Below are 20,435 nucleotides of genomic sequence, written 5' to 3'. Positions count from 1 at the left end.
GTCAGACCTGGAATTGCATGCCGTCGTGTGCGACGTCGATGCCATGCGCGCGCAGGTGCGCGTGCTCGACGGAATGCGGATCGAGAATCGGGTTCGTGTTGTTGATGTGCGTGAGCACCTTGCGCGTCCGCGCGGGCAGCCTGTCGAGCCAGTCGATCATGCCGGGCCGCCCGGGTTCCGCGCACTGCGCGAGATGCCCCATGTCGGCCGCGTGCTTGCCCGACAGGCCGAGATCGATCATCTCGGTTCCGGTCCAGAACGTGCCGTCCACCAGCACGAGGTCGGCGCCGTCCATGGCCGCGCGTACGTCGTCGGTGACCGACGCAAGCCCCGGCGCATAGAACGCGCGCCGCCCGCTCGCGACGTCTTCGATCGACAGCGCGATGTTGTCGCCGGGCGCGGCCGACGCGCGCCGCGGCGAATACGGCGGCGGCTTGCTGTCGACGGCGATCGCGGTGAAACGGATCCCGTTCGCCGCCGGCACCGCAAACGGCTCGCCGGGCACGATCGTGTGCGCGGCGACGCCGCAGTAATGGCCGAGCAGCGGCACGAGCGGCAAGCCGGTCGACAGGTCGTCGAGCACCGGCGCGCTCGCGTAGAGCGGCAGCGGCGTCGAGCGCTCGCGCAGCATCAGCAGGCCCGTCACGTGATCGATCTGCGCGTCGCACAGCACGACGGCGGCGATGCCGCTGTCGCGGATCGCGCGCGCCGGCTGCAGGTCCGGATCCGCGCGCAACTGGGAAAGAATGTCGGGCGACGCGTTGACGAGGACCCAGTCGATGCCGTCGTCGCTGACCGCGATCGACGACTGCGTGCGCGGCAGCACGTGGCCGCTTCCGCTGCGCGCACGCCGGCAGTTCGCGCAATTGCAGTTCCATTGCGGCAGCCCGCCGCCGGCTCCCGAGCCGAGTATCTTGATCTTCATGGGCGTCAGCTCCCGAGGCCGCCCGCGCCGACCATGGCGGAACGGGCGGCACGCACGGCGATCAGCGGTTGGCGATGTACATCGTGATTTCGAAGCCGAAGCGCAGGTCGGTGTAAGACGGTGTCGTCCACTGCATGGTGTGTCTCCTGTCGAGTTGATGATTGATGCGTTGCTGGATGAGTCGAACAACCGCGGCAATCGAGCGGTCGGTTCCTCTTCAGCAAGGAGCGTGCCGAAGCCGTACATTCGCCGCCCCGCGGCGGTAGACGGCGCTCATCCGGGCATCGGGACGCATGCCTTACGAACAGCCTACGAGATTCGCGCGAATGCGGTCCGCCACTCCGGCGGCACGATGTCCGCGAGTGGTGACAGGTGTTGAATCGTTGAACACCGGTGTTGCAACTTGACACACCGGCTGTGACAGGTCGCGCATGGCGCGACGAGCGCGTCAGCTCTCGTCCGACGGATGGCGCCCCGCGTCGGCGGCCGGCATCTTCCGGTAGATCGTATTGCGCGAGACGCCGAGCGCGCGCGCCGCGGCGGACACGTTGCCGCCATGACGAGCGAGCGCGGCGGCGATCGCGGACGCGGCGACGTCCTGCAGGCGCGCGTCGGCGGGCGGCAGCGCGTCCGCGACGCAGGGCCCGGCGCTCGCCGCGGCGGGCGAATCGGGCATGACATGTGCAGCCGGCGCATCGCCGCGCCGCAGGTCGTCGAAGAAGTCGTCGGGCAGGTGCTCGCGCCGGATTTCGCCATCGTCGTCGACCATGGCCGCCGCCGTGCGCAGCAGGTTGCCGAGCTGACGGAAATTGCCCGGCCACGTGCAGCGCACGAACAGCGCCATCACGTCCGGTGCGACGGACAGCGGCGGTCGGCCCGGGTCCGCGAACGCTTCCCGTTGCAGCATCTTCTGCACGACGACCGCGAGATCCGTGCGGTCGCGCAACGGCGGCAGGCGTACCACGAGGCCGTTCAGCCGGTAGTAGAGATCCTCGCGAAAGCGGTTCTGCGCGATCATGTCGCGCAGATCGCGGTGCGTCGCGCAGATGATCGCGATGTCCACGGCGATCGTTTTCGTCGACCCGAGCGGGTTGACGAGGCGCTCCTGCAGCACGCGCAGCAGTCGCACCTGCAGCGGATACGGCATGTCGCCGATCTCGTCGAGAAACAGCGTGCCGCCGTTCGCCTGCAGCAGCTTGCCGATCGCCCCCTTGCGGCGCGCGCCGGTGAAGGCGCCCTCCTCGTAGCCGAACAGCTCGGACTCGATCAGCGTCTCCGGAATCGACGCGCAGTTGACTGCGACGAACGGGGCGTCGCGCCGCGGCGAGTCGTTGTGGATCGCCTGCGCGAGCAGCTCCTTGCCGGTGCCGGTCTCGCCGGTGATCAGGATCGGGATGTCCTTGCCGATCACCTTGCGCACCTTCGCGATCACGCACGCGACCTGCGCATCGCCGGTGTCGAGATAGTTGAGCCGCGACAGGCCGGCCGACGTGCCCGCAGCCGGCGCGGGCACCGCGTTCGCGCGTGCGGCCGGCGCCGCCGCCGCGTGGACGTCCGTCGGCCGGCTGCCTTCGGCGAGCGTCGAGCGGCGAAAGTGCACGCGCGCGCAGACCACCGCGCCGTTGACGAGATTCAGCATCAGGTGCCGGTCGGTGCTCGCGCGCATGCGGTCGATCAGTTGCGCACTGGTGATGTCGAACAGCGACGACAGCGTGTGCGCGCGCAGCGCGGCGAGCGGCATGCCGAGCTGGAACTGCGCGCTGCGGTTGGCCGACAGGAAGCGCCCGTCGGCGGTGAACGCGACGATCCCCTCCATCAGCGTGCCGAGGAACTCGGGGCGTCCGTGGAACGACACCTGCAGCGTTTCCTGGAAGGTCGTCGTAAACAGATGATTCTCGATCATCTGCACCGACATCTTCGCGAGCGCCATCGTGTGCTGGTGATAGCTGCGGTGGTCGCCCGTCACGTCGAGCACGCCGATCGCGTCGCCGTACGGATCGAGGATCGGTACGCTCGAACAGGTCAGGAAGCGGTTCGCGGCCAGGAAGTGCTGGTCGCCGTGGACGACCATCGGGCACAGCTCGGCCAGCGCCGTGCCGATCGCGTTGGTGCCCTGCCGATTCTCCGCCCAGTTCGCGCCCGGGCGCAGCGCGACCTTCTCCGCGCGGCGCAGGAAATCGTCGTCGCCGATCGAATGCAGGATCAGCCCTTCCGCATCGGTCAGCACGATCATGCTCTGCGTGTTGACGATCTGCTCGTGCAGCGTCTCCATCACCGGCATCGCGTGCACGCACAGCACCCGGCTCTGCTCGCGCTTCAGCACCAGCGCCGAGTTCGACAGCACGTCGTAGTCGGGCCGTGCCGAGACCTGCAGGCCGAACGTCTCCGAGCGCTCGTGGGCCTTCTGGATCGACGGCGCGGGCCAGCCTGCGGGATGCGCGGCCCGTGATCCGGCCGCCTGCTCTACGTCATCGCGCATTGTCTCCTCCGGGGGATCCTTCCGGTCAACTGCCGGACTCTTTGCCGTCATTACAAGCAAGCATCGGGCCATGCCGGCGCCCCGGCACACATTGAAAGCACAATGTAATTAATCACCTGGGCGCGGCGGAGCGTGTCGCGTCGCGCGACGGCCAAGCCTTCGTGATACCGTGATTTCCCGCCGCATGACTACCCGTGCGAATCCCGATCCGCGCGCCCGGCTCGCTTCTCGCTTCGTCGCAGGGCAGCCCCGGCAACCGTCCGGCCCCCGACGATTCCCCTCGAACCCTATCGACATGACGCGTCGCCCGACTCGATCCACGCCGTCGCCCGCGCCGCGGGCCTTGCCCGACGCGCCGGCGTCGCCGGTCACGCCCGTTCACCGGCGCCTGCACCGCGACGCGCAATCGATCGCATTCGCCGTGGCCGGCGCCGCGCAGGGCCATCCGGTCGTCGTGCTGCACGGCGGCCCCGGCAGCGGCAGCCAGGCCGGCATCCTGCGGCTGTTCGACCTCACCCGCGTGCGCGTCGTGCTCGTCGACCAGCGCGGCGCAGGCGCGTCGGCACCGCGCGGCGGCACGCGTCACAACGACACCGCACGGCTGATCGCGGATCTGGAGGCAGTGCGCGAGCAGCTCGGCATTGCACGCTGGGGCGTCGTCGGCGGCTCGTGGGGCGCCGCGCTCGCGCTCGCCTATGCGGGCACGCATCCGCAGCGGGTGACGGGTGTCGTGCTGCGCGGCCTGTTCCTGACGTCGCCACGCGAAGTCCGCGGGCTCTTCACAACTTCCCGCACGCGTGCGCCGCGCGAGTGGCGGCGCCTGCATGCAGCGGCCGGCGGCGGCCGCCCGGATCGCCTGCTGCCGCGCTGCGCGCAGCGGCTGCGCCGCGGCGGGAGCACGGCCGGGCAGCGCGCAGTGGCGCTCGCGTGGCACGCGTACGAAAACGCGATCCTCGCGTCGGTGCGCACGCGCCGCTCGCCCGTGCGTGCGATCCGCTCGAACAAGACCGTCGGCCGGCTGATCGACAAATACCGGATTCAGGCGCACTACCTGCAACACGATTGCTGGCTCGGCGAGCGCCGCGTGCTCGCGCTCGCGCGACGGGCCGCGCAAGCCCGCGTGCCGTTGTTCGCCGCGCATGGGTTGCACGATCCCGTTTGCCCGGCCGGCAATGTCGAGCGCCTCGCGCGAGCCGTCCCCGAAGCGGAAATCGAACGCGTGAAGGCCGGACATCTGGCAAGCGACCCGGCATTGGCGCGCAGCGTCGCGCGCGCCGTGAACGCAATGTTCGCGACGGTGCCGTTCACGTGACGGCCGCGCGCTCGTTCGTGTCGCGACGCGACCGCACACCGTTCAGTCCCACGCATAGCGCATGCCGACCCACGCGCCGCGCGGCGCGCCCGGCCCGACGAACTGTTCGTTCACCGGATTGGCGCCGTCGAACGTGTGATTCGGTCCGTTGAAGAAATTCCGGCCGAGTGCGCCGAAGCTCGCGTAGCGCTTGTCGAACAGGTTCGTCACGCTCGCGAATACCTCGAACCGCTTCGTGACCCGGTAACGCATGTCGAGATCGACCAGCACGTAGCCCGCGATCCGGCCGTCCACGTCCGCGTTGTTCTCGTCGCCGCGCGCATATACGCCGCTGCGCCACGTGACGTTCGTGCCGATGTCCCACGCGGGCGTCGCCGCGTAGTCGAGCCGCAGCTTCACCGTATGCGCGGGAATGCCGGGCATGCGGTCGCCCGGCTTGACCGCCACGTTGCCGTTCGCGTCGGCCGCCGAATTCGCCGGGCTGTGCTCGGTCCACGACGATCGGTAGGTCGCATCGACGTAGCTGTACGACAGCCCGGCACCGAGCGGGCCGAAGCGCGTACGGCCTGCGAGCTCGATGCCCTGCCGGCGCGTATCGCCGACATTGCGGAAGTAGCCCTGCGCGCTGGCCGGGCTGCTGATGAACTGGATGTCGTCGGTCAGCGTCGTGCGGTAGGCCGCGGCACTCCAGGTCGTCGCGGCGCCGATGCGGCCGCGCACGCCGGCTTCGAACGTCTTCGAGATCACGGGCTTGAGCGCCGGGTCGGCGATGAAGTCGTTCGGCAGCGAACACGGCGCGGCCGGGTCCGCACATGCGAGTTCGATCGCGGTCGGCGAACGCATGCCTTCGTTGTAGGCCGCATACGCGGTGAAGCCCGCAACCGGGTTCCAGTTGAGCCCGACGGCCGGGTTGAAGCGCGAGAACACATGGTTGCCGTCGAGCAGCGGTTGCACGCCGCTCTCGTCGCCGATCTGCGCTTTCGACCAGTCGTAGCGGCCCGACAGCGTCAGCGTCCAGTGCGGCGTCAGCGACAGCGCATCGCTCAGGTATGCACCGAAATTCGCGTTGCGCGTCTTCGCACTGGTCTGCCGGACGAAATCGCCGATGCCGATCGCCGCGCGCGCATCGGTGAAAGACGCGTCCTGCGACGACGCGACGTAGCTCGAGTTCGCGACATCGGCCGAAACGCCCGCGACCAGCCGGTTCGCCATCCCGCCGAGCTTGCCGAGCAGCGTGAGCTGCACACTGCCGCCATAGCCGTCGGTGACGATCGTCGATTGCGCATTGCTGCCCTGCACCGTGTCGACCGTGCTGTCCTCGTTCACCGATCCGTAGTCCGTATTGTTGTTGCTGCTCGTGTTCGCGTTGCGCAGGTGCCGGTAGTACGCGTTGCCGCTCAGCTCGACGTTCTCGCCGAAAAAACGGTCGCCCGACAGCGTCAGGTAGCCGGCGCTGTTGCGGTTCCGGTCCGGATACGTATACGCCTGCTTCGGGTTGTCGAGGAACGAGCGCGGGATCGTCTGCGTGCCAGACAGCGTGTTGTCCGCGCCGCCTGCGGCAATCGACAGCGTCGTATCCGCATCGGTATAACGCAGCTTGCCGAACGCCTGCCGCACGCGGCTCGCGTTATGGTCGGCCCAGCCGCCGTCGTTCGCGACGTTCGCGGTCGCGTAGTAGTCGAGGTTCGAGCCGATCGTCCCGCCCTGCTCGACGCTGGCGGTCTTGCGGCCCCACGCGCCGCCCGACACCTCCGCTTCGCCACCCTGGTCCGACCTGCCGTTCTTCGTCGTGATCGCGAGCGCACCGCCGAGCGTATTGAGCCCATACACCGGGTTGGAGCCCGGAATCAACTGCACGCGGTCGATCGCCTGGGTGGGCAGGATGTCCCAGTTTACGACGTCGCCGAACGGCTCGTTCACGCGCACGCCGTCGACGAACACCGACAACCCCTGCGGCGTGCCGAGCAGCGGCGACGCGGTGAAGCCGCGATAGTTGACGTCCGTCTGATACGGGTTGCCCTGCGCATCCGAGATCGTCACGCTCTGCAGGTTCGCGGCGAAGAAATCGGCGAGCGTCGCGCGGTGTTGCACGTCGAGTTCCGCCGCGCGCACCGTCTGCACGTTCGCCGGCACCTTCGACAGCGGCGTGCCGATCCCGAGCAGTGGCGCCGTACCGACGACGACCACCGCGGGCAGCACGACGGCCGGCTCGGGCGGCGCGATCGCGGCGCCATCCGCCTGCTGCTGCGCGCGCACGCTGCCGGGCGGCAGGCCGAACAGCGCGAGCACGCCGACGGTCGTGCCGATGCATCGCGCACGCCGGCCACGCCGCGTCGCGCCGTCACGCGCGGCTGCCTTTGGTCTCCTGATCATTCCGTTGTCTCCGCACTTGTATTCCGCCGCCCCGTGCGATGCACCGCGCGGCGCCGAGTTGTCGCGAAGCCCGCTCGCGAGAACCGTGCCAACGCCGCAACGACGAGCAGTGCGCGCTGCGCCGCACATCGCTTTGGACAGGCATGCGTGAAACCGGCGGCCCGCCGTTCCGCGGACTGCACCACCTGTCATGTTTGGCAACACTTCGCGCGCGACGGTGTACCTGAATGCAACACCTGCGTCGACGCCATGGCGCGCGTCGTCGCTCGACGCATCACCGGCGATGCGCCGGTGTGCCGCGCCACCCCGGCTTCCGGCCGCGATGGCATGCGACTTGCATAACGGGCAGTGCACTCGGCCCGGAACCCCACCGTGCCGGCGCGACGAATCGTTCGCGGCGGTGCGACCACAATGACCCAGGAGACAACCATGAAGAAACCCTCGGCTTCAGCGAGCCGGCTGGCGGCGTTCGGAATCGCGGTGGCGGCCGCCGTCGCGCTGAACCCCGGCCTCGTCGAAGCGGCCGCGGACTACCCGGCCGTGACCTACCAGCGCCTGACCGATGCACACGGCGATCCGGGCTGGCTGACCTACTACCGCACCTACGACGGCCGCTCGCATTCGCCGCTCAAGCAGATCGACACGTCGAACGCGAAGGATCTCAAGCAGGTGTGGGCGTACAAGTTCCCCGCCGACCTGAAGCAGGGTTTCGAGGCCACGCCGATCGTCAACGGCAACTACCTGTTCGTGACGACGCCAAAGGACAACGTCTACGCATTCGATGCGAAGACCGGCAAGCAGCTGTGGAAATACGAGCCGAAGCTCGGCGCGGCCTCGTTCAAGACCGCGTGCTGCGACGTCGTCAACCGCGGCGTCGCGCTGTACGGCAAGAACGTCTACATCGCGATGCTGAACGGCGAAATCGCGGCGCTCGACGCGCAGACCGGCAATCTCGTGTGGAAGAAGCAGATGTTCGAGCCGGGCCTCGGCTACGCGTTCTCGCTCGCGCCGCTCGCGATCGACGGCGCGATCGTCGTCGGCACGTCCGGTGGCGAATACGGCATTCGCGGCTACATCGCCGCGCTGAATCCGGAGGACGGCTCGCAGGTCTGGAAACGCTACACGATCCCCTCCGCCGGCGAGAAGGGCGCGGAAACCTGGCCCGACGGCATGCAGAGCCATGGCGGCGGCGCCGCGTGGCTGACCGGCACGTACGACGCCGCGTCCCGCACGCTGTACTGGGGGGTCGGCAACCCCGGCCCGTGGCTCGCGGCGCTGCGCCCCGGCGACAACCTGTATTCCGACTCGCTGCTCGCGCTCGATGCGAAGAGCGGCAACCTGAAGTGGCACTACCAGTACACGAACAACGACACGTGGGACTACGACGGCGTGAACGCGGCCGTCCTCGCGGACATCAAGTACAAGGGCAAGGACTACGACGCGATCATTCACGCCGACCGCAACGGCTTCTTCCACGCGATCGACCGCACGACCGGCAAGCTGATCTACGCGACGCCGTTCGTGAAGGCGTTGTCGGTCACCGGCTACACGGACGACGGCAAGCCGATCCAGGACGCATCGAAGTTCCCGAAGGCCGGCACGACGATCGAGACGTGCCCGAGCTTCCTCGGCGGCAAGAACTGGTGGTCGATCTCGTACGACCAGGAACGCAACATCGCGGTCGTGCCCGCGTTGCACGCGTGCATGAGCCTGACCGGCAAGTCGGTCAGCTACATGGAAGGCCTGCCGTATCTCGGTGAAGGTTTCGAGATCAAGCCCGAACCGGGCAGCGAAGGCTACGGCGAACTGACGGCCATCGACGTGAACACCGGCAAGAAGCTGTGGAGCCACTGGTCGAAGAAGCCGTGGAACGGCGGCGTCGCGACCACGGCGAGCGGTCTCGCGTTCAGCGGCTCGCTCGACGGCCACCTGTACGCGTTCGACACGGCGACCGGCAAGGTGCTCTGGGAAAGCCCGCAACTGGCGAGCGGCATCATCTCGCAGCCGTCGGTGTACGAGGTCGACGGCAAGGAGTATGTCGCCGTGCTCGCCGGCTATGGCGGTGCGAACCCGATCTGGGGCGGCCCGATGGCCGACATCGCGAAGGACGTTCCGCGCGGCGGCACGCTCTACGTGTTCGCACTCAACTGAACAGGCGTCACGCCTGGGTCGCGCCCGCATGCGCCCGATGCGGGCGCGACGCCCCACCCGCCTCAACCGGACAAACGACCATGAATACTCGTCTCACTTCCGTCACCGTCGCCAGTCTGCTCGCCGTGGGCGTGGCGCTGACACCGGCAGCCGCGTCGGCCGGCGTGCGCGTCTGCACGCTGCCCGGCAGCCCGACCACCGCGCTCGACCGCTCCGTCGCGCGCGAAGTGTTCCGCACCGCGGGCATCGCCGCAACCTTCAGCAAGCGCGGCGTCGACGACAACGGCGACGACGACGGCATCTCCGCCAGCGAGCTGACGAAATCGCTCGAACGCGATTGCGACGTGATCGCCGGCTTCCCGCGTTCGGCGATCGCCGATGCGTCGGGATCGAAAATGACGTTCTCGCAGGGCTATCTGCGCTCCGGCTACGTCAGCGTGTCACTGCGCGACGCGCAAGCGTCGTCCGGCGCCAAGGAAACGATCGCGGCCACGTACGGCAGCCCGTCGCAACTGATCGCCGCGCAGCAGCCGAATGCCCGCTTCGACCTCGAAAACACGAGCGAGAAGACGATCGGCGCGCTCGCCGCTGGGCGCGCGCAGCGCGCGATCGTCTGGTATCCGAGTGTCATTGCGTACGAACGTGCGCACCCGAAACAGCGGTTCCAGGTGGCGGCGACGTCATCGCCGTACTCCGACTGGCAACTGTCGTTCGCGTTCGGCCCGGGCAAGGACGCCCTGCAAAAACGCATCGACGCCACACTGTCGACGATGAACGGCAACGGCCGTCTCGCGTCGCTCACGCGCGGCTGGACGCTTCCCGATGGCATCGCGCAAGCCGCCGCCACGCCCGTGCCCGGCCGGTTTCTCGACGGCGCGATCGCGTCGGCGCAGCGGCCGGCAAAAGGCGGCTTCATCAAGGTTTCGACGAGCGAAGGCAGCGGCGTCCCGTCGTTCGACCAGGCGCAGGTGCAGCACGGCAAGAAGCTCTACGGCGATGCATGCGCGAAATGCCACGGCGACCAGCTCGAGGGCAATACCGCGCCCGCGCTGAGTGGCGAATCGTTCGCGCCCGAAGGCAAGTCGCACATTACGGTCGGCGGCATCTTCCTGTACATGTCGAGCAACATGCCGGCCGATCGCCCCGGCAAGATGACCGCGCAGGAATACGAGGACCTGATGGCGTTCCTGCTCTATTCGAACGGCTACGACGCGTCGCAGAGCAAGCTGACCGCCGATATCGCCAAAGCATCGAAAGCGCCGCTCATCGCCGGGCCGCGCAAGTAGCCTCTCCACCCGCTTTCGTTTCGATCGACCGCCGCGCCGGGCAGCATGCCAGGCGCGCGGGCCAGGTTTTTTCTTTTCATTTCATTCAGGACGACATCATGATCTCCCGTCATCGCAGAACCTTCTTCGTGCAGGCGGCCGGCCTGTGTGCCGCCCTCGCAGCCGGCACCCGTGCATTCGCGGCCGCACCGCCCGTCGACGAGAACGACGCGGCAGCGAAGACGCTCGGCTACCGCGCAAAGGCGACGACCGTCGACGCCGGCAAGTCCCCGAAGTACCAGGCCGGCCAGACGTGTTCGAACTGCCGCTTCTACAAGGCTGCCGCCGGCGAATCCGTCGGCACGTGCCCGATGTTCGCGGGCAAGACGGTTGCCGCCGAAGGCTGGTGCAACGTCTATGCGAAGCTCGCCTGACGCCGGGCCCGCTCGCGACCGCGCGTCGCGGCGCGGCGCGGACGCAGAAAGCGCGGCGCATCTGCATGCGCTGATCGCGCTGGGTATCGACCGCGGATACGTGACGCACGGCGAAATTGCCGATGCGTTGCCCGATGACGCGGTCGACGGTGCGGATGTCGACGCCGCCGCGTCGATGCTGCGCGAGCTCGGCGTCGACGTTCGCGAGCATGTCGGCGCGCACACCGCGTGGACGCTCGACGGCCATTTTGCGCAGGCGTCGGAAATCGCGACGCCGCTCGCCGATGCATCGACGCCGCTCGCGGCCGACGACCTGCTTGCGGGCCGGACCAACGACCCGATCCGGCTCTATCTGCGGGAAATGAGCGCGACGCCGCTGCTCGAACGCGACGAAGAGATCGCGCTCGCGCTTCGCCTGGAAAGCGGCCGCGCGGCGTGCATCGACGCATTGAGCCACGATCCGGCGGCACTCGCCGTCGTCGCGGCGATTGCGGACGACATCCGCGCCGGCAAGGTGGCTGCGTCGGTTTACGTGACGGGGCTCACCGGTGACGCCGAGCCGCCCGCGAGTGCGCCGACGATTCTGCCCGACGATCCGACCATGGAATCGCCCGCGCCGGATGACGCCGGTCTTTCTCTCGACAGCCCGGCGTGGCGCGATACGGTCGTCGAAGCGCTCGAGCGTATCGGTGCGCTGGCACCGGCAATGCAGCAAACATTGCACACCGACGGCCTCACGTCGGTCCGTTACCGGGCGCTGCTGCGCGAGACCGCCGCAGCGACCGGCAGGATCCGCTTCACGTCGCGCGCGATCGAGCGTATCGGTCATGCGAACAGCGAGCGCGCGACTCGAGCGCGCGCGTTCGAAAAACGGCTCGTCGACACGCTGGCCGCATCGGGCATACGTGTCGACTCGGCGCGCCACGACCTCTTCACGCGGTGCGACGACGTACGCGCATGGCTGCACGCATGCAGCGCCGCGCATCCCGCATGCGCGGCCGCCCTCGACCGCCATGCGCCGGCGCTGATCGAAACGCGCAGCGCGCTCGCTTGCCTCGCCGGCCAGTCGCCGTTGCCGCTCGACATCGCAATAGCGCTCGACGCGCGGTTCTCGCGTATCGAGCGTGCGATGCAACCCGCGCGAACGAAGCTGTTCCAGAGCAATCTGCGGCTCGTCGTCTCGGTCGCCAAACGCTATGCCGATCGCGGCCTGCCGTTCTCCGACCTGATCCAGGAAGGCAACATCGGCCTGATGAAGGCCGTCGATCGCTACGATCACCGGCGCGGCTTCAAATTCTCGACCTATGCGACGTGGTGGATCCGGCAGGCGATCACGCATGCGCTCGCCGACCTGGGGCGCACGATACGCGTGCCCGCGCACACGGTCGATGCGCTCAACAAGCTGTCGCGGCTCGCGCGAATCCACCGGCAACGGACCGGCGACGTCGCCGACGCGCGGGCGCTCTCCTCGCAGATGCGGCTGCCGGTCGACAAGGTGCGCGAGCTGATGAGCATCGTGCGCGAACCGATCTCCGCCGACCTGCCGGTTTCGCCCGATCACGACCTCACGCTGTGCGACGTCACTATCGACCCAGACGCGCCGACGCCGGAAGAAGCGGCGAGCGCCGGTCAGTTGCGCGCGGCGGTTGCCGCACTGATCGACCGCCTCCCGGTGCGCGAAGCGTGGATTCTTCGCCTGAGGTACGGAATCGACGTCGAAAACGAGTATTCGCTGCGCGAGATCGGCCGGCAACTTAACCTGTCGGCAGAGCGCGTCCGTCAGCTCGAGGTAGCGGCGCTCGAACGCATCCGGCAATTCAGGCACGCACCGGCGCTGCGCTCGCTGCTCGCCTGACGCGGCCGTGCCGGGCGACCGCCTTGCGACTTGCACATTTATTGCTCAGGACTGCAACACGAACTGCTGCATTTCTGAACGCAGCGTCGCACCGCGCTGCCGTTCTCGACGCCACGGGGCCGCTCGGATCAGGCGCCACATGCCCGGCTGTCGCGGCTTTCGCCGCAGGCACGCACCGGTCGTACAACTGGCATGCATGTTGCGTTTTCCCGAGGGCTGTCAGGAATCACATGAACGCATGGAGACACGCTTGTCCAAGATTGAATCGGTTCTTCACGAAACCCGTCAGTTCGCGCCGCCCGCGGCGCTCGAGAAGGCGGCCACCATTTCCGGCATGCCGGCCTATCGCGCGCTCGTCGCCGAGGCCGAGCAGGATTACGAAGGCTTCTGGGCGCGTCTCGCGCGCGAAGGCCTCGCGTGGCACAAGCCGTTCACCAAGGTGCTCGACGAGCGCAACGCGCCGTTCTACAAGTGGTTCGACGACGGCGAGCTGAACGCGTCGTACAACTGCCTCGACCGTCACGTCGAAGCCGGCAACGGCGAGCGCGTCGCGGTGATCTTCGAGGCCGACGACGGCACCGTCACGCGCGTCACCTACGCGGATCTGCTGGCGCGCGTGTCGCGCTTCGCGAATGCGCTAAAGAAACGCGGGATCGGCAAGGGTGATCGCGTCGTCATCTATATCCCGATGTCGATCGAAGGCATCGTCGCGATGCAGGCCTGCGCGCGCATCGGCGCAACGCACTCGGTCGTGTTCGGCGGCTTCTCCGCGAAATCGCTGAACGAGCGGCTCGTCGACGTCGGCGCGGTCGCGCTGATCACGGCCGACGAGCAGGCGCGCGGCGGCAAGACGCTGCCGCTCAAGAGCATCGCCGACGAGGCGATCGCGATGGGCGGCTGCGAAGCCGTGAAGAGCGTGATCGTCTATCGCCGCACCGGCGGCAAGATCGACTGGCATGCGGACCGCGACCTGTGGATGCACGAGATCACGGACGGCGAGTCCGACACGTGCGCGCCGGAATGGGTCGGCGCCGAGCATCCGCTGTTCATCCTGTATACGTCGGGCTCGACCGGCAAGCCGAAGGGCGTGCAGCACAGCACCGGCGGCTACCTGCTGTGGGCCGCGCAGACGATGAAGTGGACCTTCGACTGGAAACCCGACGACGTGTTCTGGTGCACGGCCGACATCGGCTGGGTCACGGGCCACACCTACATCACGTACGGCCCGCTCGCGTGCGGCGGCACGCAGGTCGTGTTCGAAGGCGTGCCGACCTACCCGGACGCCGGCCGCTTCTGGAAGATGATCGGCGATCACAAGGTCACCGTGTTCTACACCGCACCGACCGCGATCCGCTCGCTGATCAAGGCGGCCGAAGCGGACGACAAGGTGCATCCGAAGAGCTACGACCTGTCGAGCCTGCGCATCATCGGCACGGTCGGCGAGCCGATCAATCCGGAAGCGTGGATGTGGTATCACAAGCACGTCGGCCAGGAGCGCTGCCCGATCGTCGATACGTGGTGGCAGACCGAAACCGGCGGCCACATGATCACGCCGCTGCCGGGCGCCACGCCGACCGTGCCGGGCTCGTGCACGCTGCCGCTGCCGGGCATCATGGCCGCGGTGGTCGACGAGACGGGCCAGGACGTGCCGAACGGGCAAGGCGGCATTCTCGTCGTCAAGCGCCCGTGGCCCGCGATGATCCGCACGATCTGGGGCGACCCGGAACGCTTCAGGAAGAGCTATTACCCGGAAGAACTCGGCGGCACGCTCTATCTGGCCGGTGACGGCACGGTGCGCGACAAGGACACCGGCTACTTCACGATCATGGGCCGGATCGACGACGTGCTGAACGTGTCGGGCCACCGGCTCGGCACGATGGAGATCGAATCGGCGCTGGTCTCGCACGAGCTCGTCGCGGAAGCGGCCGTGGTCGGCCGTCCGGACGATACGACGGGCGAGGCGGTCGTTGCGTTCGTCGTGCTGAAGCGTTCGCGTCCGGAAGGCGAGGAAGCGGCGGCGCTGGCGAAGACGCTGCGCGACTGGGTCGGCAAGCAGATCGGTCCGATCGCGAAGCCGAAGGACATCCGCTTCGGCGACAACCTGCCGAAGACGCGCTCCGGCAAGATCATGCGGCGCCTGCTGCGCTCGCTCGCGAAGGGTGAGGCGATCACGCAGGATACGTCCACGCTCGAGAATCCGGCCATCCTCGAACAGTTGAACCGCTCGATGTAGCGCCGCCCGCCACGGCGGGTATATCGCTTCACCGCGGTGCCGAAGCACGTCCGCCTGCCCGCTTCCCACGCCGGGCTCGCGGCCGCCCTCGCGCCGACGACAAGCATCGCCGTGCGTTCCCTGACGGCACGGCATGCAGGCGGCCAGCATTGCTTCCGCCAGCGAAGTTTTAATTAGTCGTACGTATTACAACACTCAAAAAACGGAGACAGACGATGAAGAGCAGGACATGGACCATTTGCGCGGCGCTGCTCGGCGCGGCGGCAAGCACCAGCAGTTTCGCGCAGAGCAGCGTCACGCTGTACGGCGACCTCGACGCCGCATTGCTCTATACGAGCCGATCGCTCGATGCGGCGACCGGCGGCAACGCCGGACGCCAGTTCGCGCTGACCGACACGGGCATGACGCCGACCAACTTCGGCATCACGGGCACCGAGGATCTCGGCGGCGGGCTGCACGCGAGATTCAAGCTGGAAAGCGGCTTCAACATCACGGACGGCGCGTTCGGCCATTCGAACGGCAACTTCTTCGGCCGCCAGGCATGGGTCGGGATCGACGGCGGCTTCGGCGAAACGAAGGTCGGCCTGCAGTTCTCGCCGTTCGTGCTGGCGATACTCGGATCGGACCCGCGCAACGTCTCGCACTTCGGCGCGGCACTGGTTCCGTATGTCGACAACGTGCTCGTCACGGGCCTCTTCAACCCGAACGCGATTTCGTACACCAGCCCGACGATCGCCGGGCTGACGGCGAGCGCGATGTTCGGATTCGGCGGGAAAGCCGGCGACTTCCAGGCGGGACGCCAATATTCCGGCAGCGTCACCTATACGAACGGCGGTTTCATGCTCAACGCGGCACTCTACGACGGCAACGGCGGCACGTCGCCGACACCGGTTCCGAGCACGGTCGCGTTCGTCGGCCGCACGATCGGTACCGCCTATACGTTCGGGCCCGTAACCGGCAAGGCGTCGTTCACGAGCTACAAGGTCGCCGGCTCGTTCAGCAACAACGTGTATAGCGCGGGCCTCGACTATCGCGTCACGCCGGCGCTCGATCTGAACACCGGCGCGTGGTACACGACCGACCGCAACGATTCGCACAATCATTCGCTGCTGGCCGCGATCGGCGCCGACTACAGCCTGTCGAAGCGAACGGGCCTGTATGCGCAGGTCGGCGTCGTCAACAACCACGGCGCGATGAACACGGGCCTCGGCATCACGGGCGGCGCACTGTACGGGTTGCCGGGCACGACGGTCGGCGTCAACGCCGGCATCCATCACGTGTTCTGACGCAGCGCCTGTGCACGGGCGGCCGCCGCGCGCCGCCCGTCCGGCTCCGCATCGCGGCGCGGCCGCCACGGAAACGTGGCGCAAACGCGCCTTGCCCGGTGCCGGTCAGGCCGCCCGGCATGCCGATCTCGATGTTTACCCGACCTCAAGTCCGCGGCCGCGCGGCCGTCAAGTCGGGAAGGCACGCCCAACATCCGCCGGGAACGCGGCGCGCATGATCTCAAGGAGACCCACCAACGTGAACTTCTTCGGAATCGGCCGCGGCCGCCGTTCGTCTCGCGCGCTTGTCGGCGACATCGCCGAACAGGCCGGCAGGCTCGGCATCGAGATCTGCGACGTGTCGGGCCACGTCGAGGAAGTCGCGGCCCGCGTCGCCCGGCAGGCCGAGGTCTGCCACACGCTGCGCGAATCGGCCGCCCTCACGCTGCGCGGCAACCACCGGATCGCCGAGGCCGCGCAGCAGGTGCGCGACGTCAGCGCCAATGCGTCGAATGCGGTGCTGCAGTCGCAGCAGACGATCGAGGCTTCGCTCGCCGACATCCACGGCCTCGTCGAGGGCGTCACCACGATCAGCGACCAGATGGGTGCGCTGCGCGACGCGCTCGATCACGTGCGGGCCGTGTCCGAGGAGATCTCCGTCATCGCACGCCAGACCCACCTGCTCGCGCTGAACGCCGCGATCGAGGCCGCGCGCGCCGGCGAGTCGGGCCGCAGCTTCGCGGTCGTCGCGGCCGAGGTCAAGAACCTGTCCGCCAAGACCGGGCAGGCGACCGCCCAGATCGAGACGACCCTCGCGCGGCTCGCCGAGCAGACCGAACATCTGCTCGCGGAAGGCACCGACAACGCTGCCCGCGCACATCGCGTGCGTGAAGGCACGCGCACGATCGGCGAGGTCGTGCACGCGACCGGGCACGCGATCACCGAGCTGGCCGGCGAGGCCGAACAGATCGCGTCGCTGACGGACGAGATCGAGGCGCAGTGTCACCGTCTCGACGAGCAGGTGGGCGAGATGGCATCCGGTGTCGAGAACTCGGCCGACAACTTCTCACAGGCCAAGGACCGGCTCGGCAATCTGCTCACCGTCTCCGAGACGCTGATCGAGCTCACTGCCGCGACCGGCATCGAGTCGCCCGACACGCGCCTGATCGACACGGCGCGGAACACGGCCGCCGCGATCAGCAAACTCTTCGAGGAAGCGGTCGGCCGCGGCGATATCGCGCTCGACGCGCTGTTCGACACGCACTACGAACCGATTCCCGGCACCGACCCGCAGCAGTTCATGACGCGCTTCACGGCGTTCACCGATCGCGTACTGCCGGCCGTCCAGGAGCCTGTACTCGACGTCGACGCACGCGTCGTCTATTGCGCGAGCTTCGACCGGCAGTGCTACCTGCCGACCCACAACCGGAAGTTCTCGCTGCCGCAGCGCGCGGACGCAGCCTGGAACGCGGCGAACTGCCGGAACCGCCGGATCTACACGGACCGGACGGCGCGCATGTCCGTGTCGCACAGCAAGCCGTTCCTGCTCCAGACCTATCGCCGCGACATGGGCAACGGCCAGTTCGTGCTGATGAAGGACGTGTCCGCGCCGATCGTCGTCGGCGGACGGCCGTGGGGTGTCCTGCGGATCGGCTACAGCGTCTGAACCGGCGGGGCCGGCCGCGCCTACTGCTCGAGCCCCACCCCCAGCGGCCGCTGGTCGCTGCGCCCGTGGTCATCGACCACCCGCACCGTATAGTTGCCGGCCGTCCGCGGCTGCCAGAACAACGCGTCGCCCGGCGTACTGCGGCCGACATACGCATCGTTGATGAACCAGTACAGCGCATGCGCGCTCGCATCGGCCGTCGCGTTGAACGCGATGCGCGTCTCCTCCGTACTCTTCACGCGCATCGCATACGTGCTGCCGCGCAACGGCGACGTGATGCGTGGCGGATCGCCTTCGACCTGCCCGGCATCGCGACAGTCCGCATTCTGCGGCGGCCGCCGGCGCGGAATGCCGGCCTGCGCGAACACCTGCTGCAGATCCGACGGCCAGAACTCGAAGATCTCCGTATGCGTGCGCTTGCCGTCGTACGGCGGGCATGCGGCCTTTCCCGTCGCGTCGTCGATCACGACCGGCCGGTGCACGGTGCTCACGCGAATCGGCGACGTACCCGGGATGAACCACGTCCAGCCCTGTTGCGGACACCACTCGTTCGGCAGATCGCCGCTCGCGAGACAGATCCGCACACGCTTGAGCCGCGGCGGCACCGCGCGCGGCGGCTCGACGAACGTGCGCTCGGCATTCATCGCGTCGACGACCTGGAAGAACAGCGGCGCGGCCGCATCGACACCGACGAACGCGGTATTGGTCGAATTGTCGAAATTGCCGACCCACACGACCAGCACGTACGGGCCGAACACGCCGGCCGTCCACGCATCGCGGAACGACCATGACGTGCCGGTCTTCCAGTACACCGGCACGCCGGACGGCTGCGCGCCGCTCGTCTCGTCGGGGCGCAGGTGCTGGCGCAGCATGTCCATCGTCATGTAGCTCGCGTCGGCGCTGAGCAGGCGCCGGCCGGGCGGCGCCGGCTCGTCCGCGCGCAGCCGCAGCGGCCGGAACTCGCCACGATTCGCGAGCATCGCGTACAGCGCCGCGAGATCCTGCATCGTCACCTCGCCGCCGCCGAGCACGAGTGCGAGCCCGTAATGCTGCGCGCTCGCCAGGCGGCGCACGCCGGCTTCCTGCAGGAACTGGTATAGATCGGGCGACTTGAGCTGCGACGCGACCCATACGGCCGGCACGTTGCGGCTGCGGTTCAGCGCGTCGGTCGCGGTGATCGGCCCGAGGAAATGGCCGTCGAAATTCTCCGGCGCATACGGGCCGAACGAAATCTGCACATCGCGCAGCACCGTCTGCGGATGCAGCACGCCCTGGTCGAAGCCGAGCGCATAGATGAACGGCTTGAGCGTCGAGCCCGGCGAGCGCCGCGCGAGCGTGCCGTTCACCTGCCCGTCGATCGAACGGTCGAAGAAGTTCGCGGAACCGACCAGCGCCTTCACGCCCATGTCGCGCGTATCGACGAGGATGGCCGCCGCGTTGCGCACGCCGCGCGTATCGTTGCGCGCGACATAGCGTGCGATCTGCCGCTCCAGCGTGCGCTGCAGGTCGAGGTCGAGCGTCGTGACGAGCCGCGCGCCTTCGCCGCCGTCGTCCAAGGCGCCGCCCGACGTCGTGCGCCACGCGCTGCGCGCGGCCAGCGCCTGGTCGACCGCATGCGGTGCGTCGAACGGCAGCGCGGACAGCGGCCGCATCGCGAGCGGCAACGCGAACAGCGGCTTCAGCGCCGCATCGCCCGGATGCTTCGTCAGCCAGCGCGCATACAGCCGGTTGCGCGACACGGCCAGCGCACGGTTGATTTCGTCCTGCCCGCCGCGCACGCGCCGCGCCGGGTCCTGCGGAATCACCGCGAGCGCGAGCGCCTCGGGCAGCGTCAGCGCATCGGGCATCCGGTCGAAATAGACGACGCTCGCGGTGCCCGCGCCTTCCACGTTGCGGCCGTACGGAGCGTCGTTCAGATAGGCTTCGAGGATCTGCCGCTTCGAGTAGAAGAGTTCGAGCTGCATCGCGCGGGCAACCTGTGCGAGCTTGCCGGCCGGCGTGCGTGTGTTCAGCTTCCACAGCGAGCGTGCGAGCTGCATCGTCAGCGTCGACCCGCCCTGCGGATTGCCGCCGCGCACGTACGTGATCCACGCGCCGCGAGCGAGCCCGTACGGGTTGAAGCCCGGATGCCACCAGAACCAGCGGTCCTCGTGCAGCATCACGGCCTCGACGAGCTGCGGCGACATCCGGTCGAGCGGCACCCACAGCCGGTAGCGGTCGTCCTTCGCGAGCGTCAGGCGCAGCAACCGGCCCTGCGCGTCCGTCACCGCAACCGACGACGGCTTCCAGTCGCGCAGCGGCGGATGCGGCCACAGCCGGCACGCGGCCAGCGCGCCGAACACGAGCAGCACGCCGACGAGCCAGTTCTGCCAGCGATGCAGCCAGCGGCCGGTGCCGTGCAGCGCGCGCCGGAGCCTGGATGCTTCAGCCACGCGCGCGTGCTCCCCGCTTTCGACGTGGCCGGCAACGCCGCTGCG

At 68.4% G+C, this 20,435-nt stretch carries 13 protein-coding genes; 8 read left to right on the top strand and 5 right to left on the bottom strand.

Annotated elements, in window-relative coordinates:
- Window position 1 precedes the first annotated feature (1 nt).
- From pqqB to AC5LXX_RS18890, 3 genes are all read right to left on the bottom strand, one after another.
- Window positions 2-925, bottom strand: a complete 924-nt coding sequence (gene pqqB / locus AC5LXX_RS18900; protein WP_493412654.1) for a pyrroloquinoline quinone biosynthesis protein PqqB — start codon at window positions 923-925, stop codon at window positions 2-4.
- 61 nt (window positions 926-986) lie between these two features.
- Complete coding sequence (gene pqqA, locus AC5LXX_RS18895; protein ID WP_006485436.1) at window positions 987-1,061, bottom strand: pyrroloquinoline quinone precursor peptide PqqA; 75 nt, start codon at window positions 1,059-1,061, stop codon at window positions 987-989.
- A 312-nt stretch (window positions 1,062-1,373) separates the two neighbouring features.
- Window positions 1,374-3,404: a sigma-54-dependent Fis family transcriptional regulator gene (locus AC5LXX_RS18890; protein WP_493412653.1), complete on the bottom strand. Its 2,031-nt coding sequence runs from the start codon at window positions 3,402-3,404 to the stop codon at window positions 1,374-1,376.
- A gap of 295 nt (window positions 3,405-3,699) precedes the next feature.
- Between AC5LXX_RS18890 and AC5LXX_RS18885 the strand changes: the two genes are divergently transcribed.
- Complete coding sequence (locus AC5LXX_RS18885) at window positions 3,700-4,716, top strand: alpha/beta fold hydrolase (protein ID WP_493412652.1); 1,017 nt, start codon at window positions 3,700-3,702, stop codon at window positions 4,714-4,716.
- Between the two features lie 42 nt (window positions 4,717-4,758).
- Here the strand turns inward: AC5LXX_RS18885 and AC5LXX_RS18880 are convergent, their stop codons facing one another.
- A complete protein-coding gene (locus tag AC5LXX_RS18880) occupies window positions 4,759-7,089 on the bottom strand; it encodes a TonB-dependent receptor (protein WP_493412651.1) in 2,331 nt (776 codons plus the stop codon).
- 429 nt (window positions 7,090-7,518) lie between these two features.
- Here AC5LXX_RS18880 and AC5LXX_RS18875 point away from each other — a divergent pair, with 429 nt between their 5' ends.
- The 7 genes from AC5LXX_RS18875 to AC5LXX_RS18845 all read left to right on the top strand — a co-directional run bounded on the left by AC5LXX_RS18875 (window position 7,519) and on the right by AC5LXX_RS18845 (window position 17,958).
- Entirely contained in the window at window positions 7,519-9,240 is a 1,722-nt protein-coding gene (locus AC5LXX_RS18875; protein ID WP_493412650.1) for a methanol/ethanol family PQQ-dependent dehydrogenase, read from the top strand.
- Between the two features lie 80 nt (window positions 9,241-9,320).
- The gene (locus AC5LXX_RS18870; RefSeq protein WP_493412649.1) at window positions 9,321-10,526 is read left to right on the top strand and encodes a c-type cytochrome; all 1,206 of its coding nucleotides are present in this window, start codon (window positions 9,321-9,323) and stop codon (window positions 10,524-10,526) included.
- Between the two features lie 98 nt (window positions 10,527-10,624).
- Complete coding sequence (locus AC5LXX_RS18865; RefSeq protein ID WP_493412648.1) at window positions 10,625-10,939, top strand: high-potential iron-sulfur protein; 315 nt, start codon at window positions 10,625-10,627, stop codon at window positions 10,937-10,939.
- Window positions 10,923-12,794 (top strand): sigma-70 family RNA polymerase sigma factor, encoded by a 1,872-nt coding sequence (locus AC5LXX_RS18860; protein ID WP_493412647.1) that lies wholly within the window; start codon window positions 10,923-10,925, stop codon window positions 12,792-12,794. Before AC5LXX_RS18865 ends, AC5LXX_RS18860 begins: the two co-directional genes overlap by 17 nt.
- 250 nt (window positions 12,795-13,044) lie before the next feature.
- Entirely contained in the window at window positions 13,045-15,027 is a 1,983-nt protein-coding gene (gene acs, locus AC5LXX_RS18855; RefSeq protein ID WP_493412646.1) for an acetate--CoA ligase, read from the top strand.
- Between the two features lie 215 nt (window positions 15,028-15,242).
- Window positions 15,243-16,313, top strand: coding sequence for a porin (locus tag AC5LXX_RS18850; protein ID WP_493412645.1), 1,071 nt, complete (start codon window positions 15,243-15,245; stop codon window positions 16,311-16,313).
- Window positions 16,314-16,551: 238 nt separating this feature from the next.
- Window positions 16,552-17,958: a methyl-accepting chemotaxis protein gene (locus tag AC5LXX_RS18845; protein ID WP_493412644.1), complete on the top strand. Its 1,407-nt coding sequence runs from the start codon at window positions 16,552-16,554 to the stop codon at window positions 17,956-17,958.
- 20 nt (window positions 17,959-17,978) lie between these two features.
- On the opposite strand, the gene pbpC is transcribed toward AC5LXX_RS18845, so the two are convergent.
- Window positions 17,979-20,390 (bottom strand): penicillin-binding protein 1C, encoded by a 2,412-nt coding sequence (pbpC, locus tag AC5LXX_RS18840; protein WP_493412643.1) that lies wholly within the window; start codon window positions 20,388-20,390, stop codon window positions 17,979-17,981.
- Window positions 20,391-20,435 lie beyond the last annotated feature (45 nt).

The sequence above is a fragment of the Burkholderia torrens genome (genome assembly GCF_984668525.1).
Note: the sequence above shows the minus strand (reverse complement) of the source record. Positions and strands in the feature narration are given on the sequence as shown.

Bases quoted from the DNA above. Each gene is read 5' to 3' on its own strand.
- pqqB (WP_493412654.1), bottom strand. From the start codon at position 925: ATGAAGATCAAGATACTCGGCTCGGGAGCCGGCGGCGGGCTGCCGCAA.
- AC5LXX_RS18890 (WP_493412653.1), bottom strand. From the start codon at position 3,404: ATGCGCGATGACGTAGAGCAGGCGGCCGGATCACGGGCCGCGCATCCC.
- AC5LXX_RS18885 (WP_493412652.1), top strand. From the start codon at position 3,700: ATGACGCGTCGCCCGACTCGATCCACGCCGTCGCCCGCGCCGCGGGCC.
- AC5LXX_RS18880 (WP_493412651.1), bottom strand. From the start codon at position 7,089: ATGATCAGGAGACCAAAGGCAGCCGCGCGTGACGGCGCGACGCGGCGT.
- AC5LXX_RS18875 (WP_493412650.1), top strand. From the start codon at position 7,519: ATGAAGAAACCCTCGGCTTCAGCGAGCCGGCTGGCGGCGTTCGGAATC.
- AC5LXX_RS18870 (WP_493412649.1), top strand. From the start codon at position 9,321: ATGAATACTCGTCTCACTTCCGTCACCGTCGCCAGTCTGCTCGCCGTG.
- AC5LXX_RS18865 (WP_493412648.1), top strand. From the start codon at position 10,625: ATGATCTCCCGTCATCGCAGAACCTTCTTCGTGCAGGCGGCCGGCCTG.
- AC5LXX_RS18860 (WP_493412647.1), top strand. From the start codon at position 10,923: ATGCGAAGCTCGCCTGACGCCGGGCCCGCTCGCGACCGCGCGTCGCGG.
- AC5LXX_RS18850 (WP_493412645.1), top strand. From the start codon at position 15,243: ATGAAGAGCAGGACATGGACCATTTGCGCGGCGCTGCTCGGCGCGGCG.